The sequence below is a fragment of the Bradyrhizobium sp. USDA3010 genome, from assembly GCF_056429065.1.
This window is the reverse complement of record NZ_JBWJZD010000013.1, coordinates 123,790-136,494: the sequence shown is the minus strand read 5'-3', so window position 1 is coordinate 136,494 and position 12,705 is coordinate 123,790. Positions and strand designations below refer to the sequence as shown.

Sequence of the window (12,705 nt, the reverse complement as noted above, 5' to 3'; positions counted from 1 at the left end):
GCCGCCGCTCACGTCAATCCGCTTCCTTCATCTGCATGAAAACCGCTTGCATTGGCTGCGGTTTCGTGACCACAATTTCATATTGGTGAAAATAGGCCGGAACGGCGTCGCCCGCAACATCTAGCTCGAAAAGCAGGGCGATGCGGCGCCGAGGCCAGCTTCGGGAGGTGTTGCGATGTCGTTTCAGCGTCTCGTCCATGCCGCGGTCGCGGCGCTTGCCCTTGCCTTGAGCGCGCCGTCAGCGGCGCAGCAGGTGCTCAAGGTCGGCTCGACGCCGACCGGGATCCCCTTCACCTTCCTCGACACCAAGACCAACTCGATCCAGGGCATCATGGTCGATCTCGCCACCGAGATCGGCAAGGATGCCGGCTTTACCGTGCAGATCGAGCCGATGCAGTTCTCGGCGCTGATCCCATCGCTGACCGCAAACAAGATCGATATCATTGCCGCCGCGATGTTCGCCACCGCCGCGCGCAAGGAGGTGATCGATTTCTCCGAGCCGGTCTACACCTATGGCGAGGGCCTCGTGGTGCCGAAGACCGACACCAAGGCCTATGCCTCGCAGGAGGACCTGAAGGGCACCGTGGTCGGCGCCCAGGTCGGCACTGCGTTCGTCGACGCGCTGAAGAAAACCGGCCTGTTCAGCGAGGTCAAGGTCTACGACACCATTCCCGACATCCTGCGCGACGTGAATGCCGGCCGCCTCAAGGCCGGCTTCGCCGACTATCCGATCCTCGCCTACAATCTGCAGCAAGGCAATTTCGCCGACGTGCGGCTGGTCGACGGCTACAAGCCCGTCACCGTCGGCACCGTCGCGATCGGCGTCCGCAAGAGCGACACCGAGCTGCTCGCCAAGATCAACGCCTCGCTGGCGAAATTGAAGGCCAACGGCACGATCGCAAAAATCCTGGAAAAATGGGGCCAGAAGGCCAGCGCGTCGTGAGAGTGTTGCTTCACTCCGTCTGGGCTAGGTGAGATCAGTTGACCCGTCACCCTGAGGAGCGCGTAGCGCGTCTCGAAGGGTCGACGGCCACCAGCCGGGCCGATTCATCCTTCGAGACGCGGCGAAGGCGCCGCTCCTCAGGATGACGGGGACGTATTCGAGGGACTGGATACATTCTACCGATGCAAAAATTCTTCCATGACGCCGTCGAGTTCGTGCCGATCCTGTTGCAGGGTGTCTGGCTGACCATCGTCGTCACGATCGGCTCGCTGTTGCTGTCGACCGTGCTCGGGCTGGTGTGGGCGTTGATGCGGGTGTCCGGCATCGGCATCCTCACGGGCCTCAGCGCCGCGCTGATCAATGTGATCCGTGGCATCCCGATCATCGTGCTGCTGTTCTACATCTATTTCGTGATGCCCGATTTCGGCATCGCGCTGTCGGCGCTGCAGGCCGCGATCATCGGGCTCGGCATTGCCTATTCGGCCTATCAGGCGGAGAATTTCCGCGCCGGCATCGAGGCGATCGACAAGGGGCAGATCGAGGCGGCGCAGACCATCGGGATGGGCTGGTGGCTCACCATGCGCCGCGTGGTGCTGCCGCAGGCCGTCAGGATCATCCTGCCGCCCTACGGCAACATCATGATCATGATGCTGAAGGATTCCTCGCAGGCTTCCACGATCACCGTCGCCGAGCTCGCGCTGCAGGGCAAGCTGATCGCTTCCTCGACCTTCAAGAACACCAGCGTGTTCACCCTGGTGGCGCTGATGTACCTCACCATGAGCATCCCGCTTATCCTGCTGGTTCGGCACTTCGAGAACAAGGCGAACCGCAAATGATTGAGCTCAACGACGTCCACAAGAGCTTCGGCAAGGTCGAGGTGCTGAAGGGCATCACCGCCTCGGTCGCCAAGAGCGAGGTGGTCTGCATCATCGGCCCGTCGGGCTCCGGCAAGTCGACCATCCTGCGCTGCATCAACGGGCTCGAAAGCTACGATCGCGGCGAGATCAGCGTCGAAGGCGCGCGCGTCGATCAGGGCGACCGCTCGATCGTCGCGATCCGCACCCAGGTCTCGATGGTGTTCCAGCGCTTCAACCTGTTTCCGCATCGCACCGCGCTCGAGAACGTCATCGAGGGGCCGCTCTATGTGAAGAAAGAGCCGCGCGAGGCGGCGATCGCGCGCGGCCGCGCGCTGCTCGCGCAGGTCGGCCTTGCCGACAAGGCCGAGGTGCATCCGCCGAAGCTCTCCGGCGGCCAGCAGCAGCGCGTCGCGATCGCGCGTGCGCTGGCGATGCAGCCGAAGGCGATCCTGTTCGACGAGCCGACCTCGGCGCTCGATCCCGAACTGGTCGGCGAGGTGCTCTCGGTGATGCGCAAGCTCGCCGACGACGGCATGACCATGGTCGTTGTCACGCACGAGATGGGCTTTGCCCGCGACGTCGCCGACCGCGTGCTGTTCATCGACGGCGGCGTCATCGTCGAGCAGGGCGCCGCCAAATCCGTCCTCAACCAACCGCAGCATCCGCGCACCCAGGATTTCCTGCGCCGCGTGCTGCATCCGCTGTGATCGGAAAATGATGTCGTCCGGTCGAGTCGTTACCGCATCAACGGTTCACCTCTCCCCTTGTGGGAGAGGTCGGATTGCATCGTCAGATGCAATCCGGGTGAGGGGTTACGCTCTCTCGTGGGACCTGAACCCCTCACCCGCGCCTTTGGCGCGACCTCTCCCCGATGGGGAGAGGTGAAACGCGAGCTTCAGTCATGACTACATCCACTCGCCTTCCTCTTCCGCCGAGTCTCTACGCCGACACCGCGGTGGAAGCGACGCCGACGCCGCCGCTGACGTCCGACAAGAGCGTGCCGGTCGCGATCATCGGTGGTGGGTTCACCGGCCTGTCGACCGCGCTGCACCTCGCCGAGCAAGGCGTGCTCGCGACTGTGCTGGAGGCGCAGGAGCCGGGCTGGGGCGCCTCCGGCAACAATGGCGGCCAGACCAATCCCGGGCTGAAGCACGACCCGGATCAGATCGAACAGGATTTCGGAGCCGACCTCGGCCGCCGCATGATCGAATTCTCCTACGGCACCACGAATTTTACGCATGACCTGATCCGCCGCTACCAGATTCCCTGCGAGGCGCGGCAGAATGGCACGCTGCGTGCCGCCTACAATGAAGTCAGCGCTGCTGCGATCGAGACCACCGCGAAGCAGTGCATCCGGCGCGGCTTGCCGGTGAAGCTGCTCAATGCCGCCGAGATGCGCGAGATGACCGGCAGCGACCGCTATCTCTGCGCCATGCTGGATGCGCGCGGCGGCGACCTGCATCCGCTGAGTTACGCGCGCGGCCTGGCGCGTGCCGCGATCGGCGCAGGTGTCGCCGTCCATGGCGAGACGCCGGCGCTGTCACTCCGCCGTGACGGCAACCGCTGGCGGATCGAAACCCCGCGCGCCATCGTGCACGCCGACAAGGTGCTGCTCGCGACCAATGGCTTTACCGATGATCTCTGGCCCGCGCTCCGCCGCAGCATCGTGCCGGTGTTCTCGTCGATCGCAGCCACCGCGCCGCTGTCCGACGAGGTCGCGCGTTCAATCATGCCAACGCGGCCGGTGCTCTATGAGAGCGGCCACATCACCGTTTACTACCGCATTGACCAGCACAATCGGCTGCTGATGGGCGGCCGTGGCCCGATGCGCTGGATCAGCAAGCCGACCGACGTCGCCTATCTGATGCGCTACGCCGAGCGTCTGTGGCCGCAGCTCAAAGGCGTCAACTGGACCCACGGCTGGAACAGCCGCCTCGCCATCACCGCCGATCACTATCCGCATGTCCATGCGCCCGCCGAGAATTTGCTGATCTCGCTCGGCTGCAACGGCCGCGGCGTCGCGCTCTCGACCGCGATGGGCGCGCAACTCGCCCGCCGCCTGATCGGAGGTCCCAAGGCCGAGATCGACATGCCCGTGACCGGCATCAAGCCGATGCCGATGCACGCCTTCTGGCGCGTCGGCGTCACCGCCGCGGTGTTGACCGGGCGGGTAAGGGACAAGCTTGGGGTGTAGCTACGCGCTATCGCGTCGCGGCTTCGCCAAGCTGCGTCCTGAAGAACGCGATGGCCGCGGCGTGGAAGCGCTGATGAAAGGCGACGCGGTCGAAGCCCGGCGCGTCGGTACAGATGCCAGCCATCTTCGCCGTCTCCTCCGGCGTGCACGTCGCGAGGAAAGAGAAGTGCTTGGCATCCTTCACCAGGTGAAAGTCCGGTTTGGACGGAAGCCTGTCGTTGATCGCGGCCGCACAGCACCCGGAGAGACCGTCGCCGTTCTGCGCGGGGTCCGAGCTCCACAACTGAAGCGGGATCGTCACGGCTTTCAGATTCCCGGCGGCAAAGAACAGCACAGGATAGGGATCGACGATGATCGCAGCCTTGATCCGCGGATCGTGGACGACCGGCCCGCTCGGCTTTTCTCCGCCTTCGAGCTCCTTGCAGGCGCGCAAGCTCGATGTCTGGCAGCTCGGCAGGCCCTTGCGGAGATCGGGCTCACCGCCAATCGCCGCGAGGCCCGTATAGCCGCCCCAGGAGAAACCAAAGAGACCGATGCGTCCGCCGTCGATGCGAGCTGCATCGGGCCAGCCTCTGAGGGCATAGTCGATCGTGCGCTTGATGTCGGCGGGCCGCTCGACCGTGACGGCAAGGCTATCGGTGCCGCTGGTGTCGCGCTCGGTATCGGTCGGATGATTGATCGTCACGACGATGAAGCCGGCATCCGCAAGCGCTGCGGCGGTGTCATGGTGGCCGCCGAGCCAGCCGCGCCTTCCATGCGAGATCACGATCAGCGGCAGCTTGTCTCCCACGATCGGGCAGTCGTTGACGCCGAAGAACGTTCTGCCGCCGCGGGCGTCGATCTCGTGCGGGGGCTCGGCGCAAGGGTGCCAGGCCACCCCTCTGATCGCGGGCCCGTCGAGACCGGCGGGAACGTCGAAGTGCCGCAGCCCGGCCGCCTGCGCCGCCGAGACCGCGAGCAGCAACAGCGCTGACAGCACGAAGGAAGCACGACGCATGGCTATCGCTTGTCCAAAATCCGCAATTCGGCCGTGGCGCTGGCAACGGTCAAATTGTCGGCGTCGATCAGATCGGCCTCGACGATCATGTCGCGGTCGGTCTGCGAGACGACCTTCGCCTTGGCCATGATCGGGCCGACGCGCGCCGGCTTGAGAAACCGCGTGGTGAGGGTTCTGGTCACCACGGTCCTGGTGGACGGGAGCGCAGCGAGGGCGCCGAGACTCGTGGCCGAATCCAACATCGCCGCAAGGAAGCCGCCCTGGATCGTTCCGTGCCGATTGGTGAATTGCGGCTGCGCCACGAAGCGGATCGAAGCGATTTCGCCGTCGAACCCTAGCCACTCGCGTCCAAGGAGCTGGGCGCCGGGCGGCACGTCTGCGCTCGCATCGCTCAAGTCGGTCACCGCTGTTCGTTGTCGGGCCGAAATGTATCAGCCCGTTCGCGTCCTGCAATGTCCCCCCCGGCGCGCCATCGTCCTCTGCTGCCGAAACACGGTTCACGTTCCGGATACCTCGGACCATGCCCGGTGGCCTCGTGGGTTTCCAGCTTGCCGGCACGCGAGATGCCATCACGAAGGTGCCAATCACTGAGTTGCCCGACGGCGCAAGCTCGGGCAATCACGTCGTGAGAATGCGGACTCGCAGATCGCGCAACAAAATCGATGTCGTCCTGGCGAAAGCCAGGACCCATTACCCCAAATCTCAATCGTTGCGCGACGCTGGGGCCGCTATCCCGTTCATCACCGAACGCGGTGGTTATGGATCCTGGCTTTCGCCAGGACGACGATTGGGAGATCCCGCGCCCGTCTCTATCACCGTCATCCTCAGGTGCGAGGGGAGCGAGCCTCGAAGGATGCGCGGCCCGGCGGGTGGCCGTCGATCCTTCGAGACGCGCGTGCTGCGCTCTCAGGATGACGGGTTTGGTAACTTTCACAGGGACGACGACTTCGATGGAGCGCGCCGCGATCGATTCACCCCTCCGCGATTGCATCGCTCCACGGATGAAACGGCTCGGTGGCACCGCTGTTTGTGGTGCCATCGCGCAGCACGATGCTGGGGCAGGCGAACTTCTTTGGCTGGGTCTGGATGCGCGCCTCCTCATAGTCGAAGCTGCCGCGCAGCACCTCACGCACAGCTTGCGGCAGGCGGACATCGCCGATCACCACATTGCCTTCGCTGGCGTCGATGCGCGGCTGATGGATCGCGGCGTCGAGATCCATGCCGAAATCCATCACGAAGGAGAGCAACTGCGACACCGCGGGCAGGATGCGGCGGCCGCCGGATGCGCCGGCGGCGAGTCTGCGGCCATCGGCCGCCTCCGCCACCACGGGCGTGTAATTGGTCAGGCAGCGCTTGCCGGGCGCGAGCGAGTTCGGCGCGCCTTGGGTCGGATCGAACCACATGATGCCGTTGTTCATGGTGAGGCCGGTGTTCGGCGTCACGAATTTGGAGCCGAAGGTCGACAGCAGCGTCTGTGTCACCGCGGCCATGTTGCCGTCGCGGTCGACTGCGGAGAAATGCGTGGTGCAGGATGGCGCGATCGCCTCGGCGCCGAGCGCGCGGCGGCCGTCGACGTCGCCCATGTCCTTCAGCCGCTCGCGATAGGCGGCCTGCAGCGCCTCGGCATAAGCGGTATAGGCGGCCGCATCCGGGCCGCCATGTGCAGGTTCGAACGCCTTCTGCAGCAGGCCGAGCGTACGCGCCATGGTCGGACCCGCGGTCAGCTCCGGCGTCGCGTAGACCGTGCCGCCGCGATAGGGAATCCTGAGCGGCTCGCGCAGATGGGCGCGGAAGGCGGCGAGATCGGGCACCGACAGCGCGCCGCCGGCGGCCTGGATATCGTCGGCGATGCTGCGCGCCAGATCGCCCTCGTAGAAATCGCGCGGGCCGGCCGCGGCAAGCTGCGCCATCGTCGCCTGCAGCCTGTCCTGCGGCATGCGGACCACCGACTTGATGCTCCATTGCGCATTCGGCGGCAGGCCATCCAGCAGATACGCTGCGGCGCTGGCCGGATAGCGCCTCAGATCCGCGGCCGAGCTTGCGATCATGTCGGTGGTCCACCAATCCACCAGCAGGCCTTCGCCGGCAAGCTTGACGCTCGGCGCCAGCAGGTCCTTCCACGGCATTCTGGCGTGGCGGCGATGCGCCTCCTCCATGCCGGCGACGACGCCGGGTACCGCGATCGAGCCCGGGCCGTGCAGATTGCGGTCGTCCTTGACCCGCGCCCAGGGGAACAGGTCGGAGGCCGCGCCGCCGGTCAGCGGATAGTCCTCCAGGCGCAGGCCGTCGGGCGCGCGCATGCCGTAGTCGATCACCTCGACGCGGTTCTCCTTGGCGCGGTACAGCACCATCGCGCCGCCACCGCCGGCGCCGCTCATCCACGGCTCCAGCACGCCGAGGGCAAAGGTGGTTGCAATCACGGCGTCGACGCAATCGCCGCCCGCTGCCAATACCTCCGCGCCGACTTCGGCCGCCTTGCGCGATTGCGCGGCGACGATGCCGCCCTTGGCGCTGACGGCCGGCTTGCGGATCACTTGCGAGTTGGAGAACTGGTCGGACATGGCGTTGCTTTCGCTGTTCTTGTTGCGGGCGGGTCGCGTTGGCGTAGCATGCCAAGCTTGGCACTGTCAGTGCAACAAGAACCAATTTCGGGGAGCGGAAAATGAGCAGCGTGAAGCGCGAACGGGACGGCAAGGTCGGCATTCTGACGCTGAACGATCCCGCCAGCCTGAACGCCATGACGCCGGAACTGCTCGGCGATCTCGCACAGGCCGTCGGCGAGATGAGCCTCGATCCCGGCATCCGCGCGCTGGTGCTGACCGGGGAGGGACGCGGCTTCTGCTCGGGGCAGAACCTCAAGGCGTTCAACTCGCTCGGCGACAACATCTACACCGGCGTCATGAGGCATTACTGGCCGGCGATGCAGGCCTTGCGTGAATGCCGCATGCCGGTCGTGGTCGCGGTCAACGGCGTTGCCGCCGGCGGGGGCTTCAGCCTCGCGATGTCGGGCGACATCATCCTGGCGGCGCGCTCGGCGAGCTTCATCCAGGTGTTCAGCCGGATCGGCCTGGTGCCCGATCTCGGCTCGACCTGGCTGCTGCCGCGGCTGGTCGGCCGCCAGCGCGCGCTCGACCTGATGCTGTTGAACGAGCCGCTGCCGGCCGAGCGGGCCAAGGAGTGGGGATTGGTGCGCGACGTGGTCGACGACGCAAAGCTGCTCGACGCGGCCAAGGCACTCGCCAGCCGATTGGCCGACGGCCCGACCCGCGCGCTGGTCGCGACACGGCAATTGCTCGAGGCGAGCGAACACGCGAGCTACGCCGATCAGTTCCGGCGCGAGATCGAGCTGCAACAGGTGATCCGCGAAAGCGCCGACGCGAAGGAAGGCCGGCAGGCCTTCGTCGAGAAGCGCAAGGCCCAGTTCACGGGGCGCTAGGCCTTGGTTCCGTGCAAGCTAGCCGATCGCAATCGCGATCTTGCCGAAATGCGCGCCGCTCGCCATGTGGGCGAACGCCTCCTTGACCTGGTCGAACGCGAACACCTTGTCGATCACCGGCTTGACGCCGTGCATGCTGATGCCGTCGCACAGCGCCTGCAGATCCTCGATCGAGCCCACGGTGACGCCCTGCAGCCGCTGCTGCTGCATCACCATCAGCGGCAGCCTGGTGTCGGACGAGGCGGGACCGGCGAGCACGCCGATGAAGGCGATCGTGCCGCCGATTTTCGTCGCGCGGATCGACTCGTTCAGCGTGCCGACGCCGCCGACCTCGACGACGAGATCGACGCCGCGCCCGGCCAGCTCGCGCGCCTTCTTGCCCCAGTCGGGCGTGGTCTTGTAGTTGAGCGTCACATCGGCGCCGAGCTGCTTCAGCCGCACGATCTTGGCGTCGCTGGAAGAGGTTGCAATGACGCGGGCGCCGCACATCTTGGCGAATTGCAGCGCGAACAGCGAGACGCCGCCGGTGCCCTGGGTCAGCACGGTTTGTCCCGGCTTGATGTCGCCGAGCTTGACCACCGCGCTCCACGCCGTGAGGCCGGCGCAGGGCAGCGCTGCGGCTTCGATGTCGCTGAGATGGTCCGGCGTGCGCACCAGCGCGTGCGCCGGGAACACGCGGTATTCGGTCAGCACGCCGTCGACGCTGCCGCCAAGCGCCGCGCGCATCCGCGCCTCGCTCGGCTCGCCGCCGAGCCAGCTTTCGAAGAAGCTGCCGATCACGCGATCGCCGGGTGTGAAATTCCTGACGCCGGCGCCGACCGCCTCGACGACACCGGCGCCATCGGAGACCGGCACCAGCGGAAATTTCTGGCGCGAGCCATAGCCGCCCTTGACCGTGAGCAGGTCGCGATAGTTCAGCGTCGCCGCCTTCAGCCGTACCATGACCTCGCCGGGGCCGGCCTGTGGAACCGGCTTGTCGACCAGCGCAAGCGCGTCGACGCCGCCGGGGCCTTGCAACTCATAGCATTTCACGGGACGTCTCCTGCTGGCTGTTCTCGTCGATCTTCTTGTCTTGGGCAGCGCTCCGGGCGCCGCCGCGCATCCACCAAGCATATGTCAGGCCTGCCGCCCGTGGCCATAGCGTGCCGTGCGGCCGATGGAATGGCGCCCATGTCCGAACATGTTGGCACTGCCGAAAAATACCACCAATGTGCCGTCGATGACGTGACCGAGCGGAGGTGACCATGGCTGCCTTGCTTGAGACGAAACGCAATCCGATCGCCGCGTTCGCACGTGGTGTGGTCGGAGCGCTGCTTGCCGCTGCATTGATCTGGTGCAGTGGTGCGATGGCGGCGGATGACAATCTCTACCGCGCGCAGACCGTCGTCACCGGCCAGGGCGAGCCGAACCGCATCATCGGCTTCGGTGCATGTCTGGAGGACGTCCTGATCAAGGTGTCCGGCCAGCCTATGCTGGCAAGCGACCGCAGGCTCGCCGCATACAAATCGAGGGCCAGAGAATTCGTCAGCAGTTTCGACTATCACGACCAGTATGCCGGCAAGCCGCATCATGACGAGCAGGGCACCCGCGATCGGCCTTACGACCTGACGGTGGCTTTCGACCAGAACAAGATCGACGGCATTCTCGCCAAGCTCGGCCTCAAGCCGTGGCAATCGCAGCGGCCGACGCTCGGCGTCTTCGTCGAGATGCTGCACGGCCCGAAGGACTTTGTCGTCACCTCCGACGGGACGCAGTCCGATTTGCAGCGCGATGCACTCGCGGCTGCGGCCGGCAAGCGGGGCATGCGCGTCGTGCTGCCCGAGACGGCCGCTCTGACGAGCGCGAACGTCGCGGCCGCCGGGCTCCTGAAGACACCGCCCGCGCAGCTGAGTGCGATCGTGGCGCCGCGGGGCGGCGAGGCCATTCTGGTCGGACAGCTGGTCTGGGATGACAAGGATCTCGGCTGGGCCACGCAATGGCGGATGGCGTGGCGCAGCAAGGACTACAAATGGCAGTTTCGCGGCGTCACCTTCGATGAGGCCTTCCGGCGCGGCATCGGCGGCGCCGCGCAGGTGCTGTCCGGCAATGGCGATCCGGGACGATCGAAGTGATCTTGCGCTTGAATGTGCGTGAGCGCCGCTGGATCGTTCTAACCGGCATAGCCGAGCGTCTGCGACGGGTACTCCCCGAACATCGCGCGGTAGTATTGCGAGAAGCGCCCGAGCTCGATGAAGCCCTGTTCGATCGCAACCTTGGAAACGGTGGTCTGCTCCGGCGTGCTTTCGCGCAGGATCGAACGGATCATGCAGAGCCGCTTGTAGCGCAGGAACGTCACCGGGCCGACGCCGAACACCTCGTGGAAGGCGCGGTGCAGGCTGCGTCGCGACAGCCGCAGCTCGGTGCAGATTTCCGAGACATGGACCGGGCGGGCGCCCGCGGCGTGCAGATAGTCCTCGACGTGGCGGACCAGCTTCATCGCCGACGGCAAATAGCTGGTTCCGTCTGGCGGCAGCGATGCGATGGCCGTCGGCCTGACGCAATCGATGATCGCGCGCTTCCAGAACTCGGACGAGGCGTCCGACAACGCGTCCGGATACCGGGCGAGATGCGAGACGATCTGCGGCAGCCTGGCCGCCCCGGCCATGCCGAGCGCGGGGTCGGCGCGAAAGTGGTTCTTTGCTTGCCATGTTTCGGCATCGGCGAGCCGCGGCTCATCGCCGAAGATGTCGGGCAGATCGGCCATGTCGAAGCGAATGGCGGCATAGGACGAGGCCTTGTGAAAGACGCCGTCATGCTCGACCGACGGAGGGATCACCAGCACGTCGGCCGGCTGCATGTCGAATGCCCAATGCGTGACGCGATCCGTGGCGTTCAGCAGCATTCCGATGATCAGCTTGTCATCGGCCGAGGTACGCTGGGTGCGGACCCCGACATTGAATGCGCCGATGCTGAGCGAAAAATCGCCGATCCCGACATGGGACAATGTCCCGCGCAGCTTGCCGCGCTCAAGCTGCATGACTTCGACATGCGAGCCTTTGACGGCGTCGTGGAGTCCCTCGAAGCCGTCAAGCTCGCCGGTGCTGACCGTCAGGTGCTGGCCCATATCCACGCGTCCCACGGCGGAATCGTGGACGGGATTCTTGCCGGTTTTGCTCGGGAAGGCAACGCGGACGACGGCACGGGATCGATGGGTCGGGACGCCGTTTTGTCAGGACCGCGCCTTGGGGACGAACTGGCACAAACTGCATAGCGCCCCCGCCGCATGGCGGGCAATCGTTTGATCTCAAAGCAAAATGCGCAGCTGTTAGCCGCTCGACACCGGTGGCTAGGCCGCCATCAGATGCTCAAGCGCAACAGCCTGCTCGCGGGTCTGGAAGGCGATGGCGGTGTGCGTGAAGCCCGACGAGGCCTGGGTCTGCGCGATGTGATTAAGGACCTCGGTGCCCTTGACCACGTGAAGGTCCATTCCGGGGCCGGCGGGGAAGATGCCGAGGACGACATCGTAGGCATCGACGATGGCCTTCAACGCGCCACCCTTGTCTTCCGAAGCATCGATAAAGATACGAACATCCGCGGCGATACTACGAAGTTCGTCAAAGTCGATCACTGGAAGTCTCCTATACGCAACTCACTGATCGACTTTAGCTACAACTTGCTTACTGAAACCTAAATTACGCCCGGTTCCTTCGTGCACTCACCGCACCGTGACTCGAATTTCGATCCGCGCGATCGCCGCCTTCCCGGCCTGCCGCCTTCAGGCGCCGGTTGGCGATCGCCGCTTCGCAATGCGCTTGACCGGTGCATGGGCCGGCGCGGCATGTTCGGACCGATCGGCCATGTGAGGAATGCGGTGCTCGATGTGAGCAGCGACACGGAAGAAGGTGTCCAGCGTCCTGGCATCGAGGCCGGCCGTAAGGTTGCTGTGCCGGCGCAGGATTTCGTCCAGGCTGCGGTCAAGCAGCGCCACGCCCTGGGACGTGAGGCGGATCTCGCTCCGGTTCCGGGCGCTGCCCCTGACCGGGGTCAGCTCGATCAGCCCCTTCTTTTTCAGCGATGTCGTCTCGCGGCTGACCACGGCCTTGTCCAGCTGCGCGTTGGTCCAGATGTCGTAGGCGCTGGCGGGCTCATGCTCCCTGAGAAAGGACAGCACCCGCCATTCCGCGAGCGACACGCCGTAGGCTTGCGGGAAGAAGGCATTGGCGTTCGCGCGCAACTTCGCGACGAGGCTCGACAGCACCGTCGGCACATAGCGTTCGAAATCGATCACCAGCTCCGAGC

At 65.5% G+C, this 12,705-nt stretch carries 14 protein-coding genes; 6 read left to right on the top strand and 8 right to left on the bottom strand.

What is annotated here, in order from left to right; translation table 11 throughout:
- Positions 1-13: 13 nt before the first annotated feature.
- Positions 14-199, bottom strand: a complete 186-nt coding sequence (locus AC066Y_RS21270) for a hypothetical protein (protein ID WP_478275575.1) — start codon at positions 197-199, stop codon at positions 14-16.
- Here AC066Y_RS21270 and AC066Y_RS21265 point away from each other — a divergent pair.
- The 4 genes from AC066Y_RS21265 (at position 176) to AC066Y_RS21250 (ending at position 3,994) form a co-directional block, all read left to right on the top strand.
- Positions 176-943: an ABC transporter substrate-binding protein gene (locus AC066Y_RS21265; RefSeq protein ID WP_478275574.1), complete on the top strand. Its 768-nt coding sequence runs from the start codon at positions 176-178 to the stop codon at positions 941-943. The two genes, AC066Y_RS21270 and AC066Y_RS21265, sit on opposite strands and share 24 nt — an antisense overlap.
- Before the next feature lie 182 nt (positions 944-1,125).
- On the top strand, positions 1,126-1,779 hold the full coding sequence (locus tag AC066Y_RS21260) for an amino acid ABC transporter permease (RefSeq protein ID WP_478275573.1): 654 nt from the start codon (positions 1,126-1,128) through the stop codon (positions 1,777-1,779).
- On the top strand, positions 1,776-2,507 hold the full coding sequence (locus AC066Y_RS21255; RefSeq protein WP_456761451.1) for an amino acid ABC transporter ATP-binding protein: 732 nt from the start codon (positions 1,776-1,778) through the stop codon (positions 2,505-2,507). Before AC066Y_RS21260 ends, AC066Y_RS21255 begins: the two co-directional genes overlap by 4 nt.
- Before the next feature lie 194 nt (positions 2,508-2,701).
- Positions 2,702-3,994 carry an NAD(P)/FAD-dependent oxidoreductase gene (locus AC066Y_RS21250; protein ID WP_478275572.1) on the top strand — a complete coding sequence of 431 codons (1,293 nt, stop codon included), beginning with the start codon at positions 2,702-2,704 and terminating at the stop codon, positions 3,992-3,994.
- Positions 3,995-4,001: 7 nt separating this feature from the next.
- Here the strand turns inward: AC066Y_RS21250 and AC066Y_RS21245 are convergent, their stop codons facing one another.
- The 3 genes from AC066Y_RS21245 to AC066Y_RS21235 form a co-directional block, all read right to left on the bottom strand.
- On the bottom strand, positions 4,002-4,991 hold the full coding sequence (locus AC066Y_RS21245; protein ID WP_478275571.1) for an alpha/beta hydrolase family protein: 990 nt from the start codon (positions 4,989-4,991) through the stop codon (positions 4,002-4,004).
- A gap of 2 nt (positions 4,992-4,993) precedes the next feature.
- Positions 4,994-5,395 carry a PaaI family thioesterase gene (locus tag AC066Y_RS21240; RefSeq protein WP_478275570.1) on the bottom strand — a complete coding sequence of 134 codons (402 nt, stop codon included), beginning with the start codon at positions 5,393-5,395 and terminating at the stop codon, positions 4,994-4,996.
- 567 nt (positions 5,396-5,962) lie between these two features.
- Entirely contained in the window at positions 5,963-7,552 is a 1,590-nt protein-coding gene (locus AC066Y_RS21235; protein WP_478275569.1) for a gamma-glutamyltransferase, read from the bottom strand.
- A 101-nt stretch (positions 7,553-7,653) separates the two neighbouring features.
- Between AC066Y_RS21235 and AC066Y_RS21230 the strand changes: the two genes are divergently transcribed.
- Complete coding sequence (locus AC066Y_RS21230; RefSeq protein ID WP_478275568.1) at positions 7,654-8,427, top strand: enoyl-CoA hydratase-related protein; 774 nt, start codon at positions 7,654-7,656, stop codon at positions 8,425-8,427.
- Positions 8,428-8,445: 18 nt separating this feature from the next.
- Here AC066Y_RS21230 and AC066Y_RS21225 read toward each other — a convergent pair whose 3' ends face one another.
- Positions 8,446-9,459, bottom strand: a complete 1,014-nt coding sequence (locus AC066Y_RS21225; RefSeq protein ID WP_478275567.1) for a zinc-dependent alcohol dehydrogenase family protein — start codon at positions 9,457-9,459, stop codon at positions 8,446-8,448.
- A 212-nt stretch (positions 9,460-9,671) separates the two neighbouring features.
- On the opposite strand from AC066Y_RS21225, the gene AC066Y_RS21220 reads away from it, so the two are divergent.
- Positions 9,672-10,538, top strand: a complete 867-nt coding sequence (locus AC066Y_RS21220) for a DUF2066 domain-containing protein (RefSeq protein ID WP_478275566.1) — start codon at positions 9,672-9,674, stop codon at positions 10,536-10,538.
- 38 nt (positions 10,539-10,576) lie between these two features.
- Here AC066Y_RS21220 and AC066Y_RS21215 read toward each other — a convergent pair whose 3' ends face one another.
- The 3 genes from AC066Y_RS21215 to AC066Y_RS21205 all read right to left on the bottom strand — a co-directional run bounded on the left by AC066Y_RS21215 (position 10,577) and on the right by AC066Y_RS21205 (position 12,694).
- Complete coding sequence (locus AC066Y_RS21215) at positions 10,577-11,530, bottom strand: helix-turn-helix domain-containing protein (RefSeq protein WP_478275634.1); 954 nt, start codon at positions 11,528-11,530, stop codon at positions 10,577-10,579.
- A gap of 222 nt (positions 11,531-11,752) precedes the next feature.
- Positions 11,753-12,034: a hypothetical protein gene (locus AC066Y_RS21210; protein ID WP_050401090.1), complete on the bottom strand. Its 282-nt coding sequence runs from the start codon at positions 12,032-12,034 to the stop codon at positions 11,753-11,755.
- A 147-nt stretch (positions 12,035-12,181) separates the two neighbouring features.
- A complete protein-coding gene (locus AC066Y_RS21205; protein ID WP_478275565.1) occupies positions 12,182-12,694 on the bottom strand; it encodes a MarR family winged helix-turn-helix transcriptional regulator in 513 nt (170 codons plus the stop codon).
- Positions 12,695-12,705: the final 11 nt, after the last annotated feature.

Excerpts from the sequence above, each read along its gene's own strand:
- AC066Y_RS21270 (WP_478275575.1), bottom strand. The coding sequence starts at position 199 with ATGGACGAGACGCTGAAACGACATCGCAACACCTCCCGAAGCTGGCCT.
- AC066Y_RS21250 (WP_478275572.1), top strand. The coding sequence starts at position 2,702 with ATGACTACATCCACTCGCCTTCCTCTTCCGCCGAGTCTCTACGCCGAC.
- AC066Y_RS21265 (WP_478275574.1), top strand. The coding sequence starts at position 176 with ATGTCGTTTCAGCGTCTCGTCCATGCCGCGGTCGCGGCGCTTGCCCTT.
- AC066Y_RS21255 (WP_456761451.1), top strand. The coding sequence starts at position 1,776 with ATGATTGAGCTCAACGACGTCCACAAGAGCTTCGGCAAGGTCGAGGTG.
- AC066Y_RS21245 (WP_478275571.1), bottom strand. The coding sequence starts at position 4,991 with ATGCGTCGTGCTTCCTTCGTGCTGTCAGCGCTGTTGCTGCTCGCGGTC.
- AC066Y_RS21220 (WP_478275566.1), top strand. The coding sequence starts at position 9,672 with ATGGCTGCCTTGCTTGAGACGAAACGCAATCCGATCGCCGCGTTCGCA.
- AC066Y_RS21230 (WP_478275568.1), top strand. The coding sequence starts at position 7,654 with ATGAGCAGCGTGAAGCGCGAACGGGACGGCAAGGTCGGCATTCTGACG.
- AC066Y_RS21235 (WP_478275569.1), bottom strand. The coding sequence starts at position 7,552 with ATGTCCGACCAGTTCTCCAACTCGCAAGTGATCCGCAAGCCGGCCGTC.
- AC066Y_RS21215 (WP_478275634.1), bottom strand. The coding sequence starts at position 11,530 with ATGGGCCAGCACCTGACGGTCAGCACCGGCGAGCTTGACGGCTTCGAG.
- AC066Y_RS21260 (WP_478275573.1), top strand. The coding sequence starts at position 1,126 with ATGCAAAAATTCTTCCATGACGCCGTCGAGTTCGTGCCGATCCTGTTG.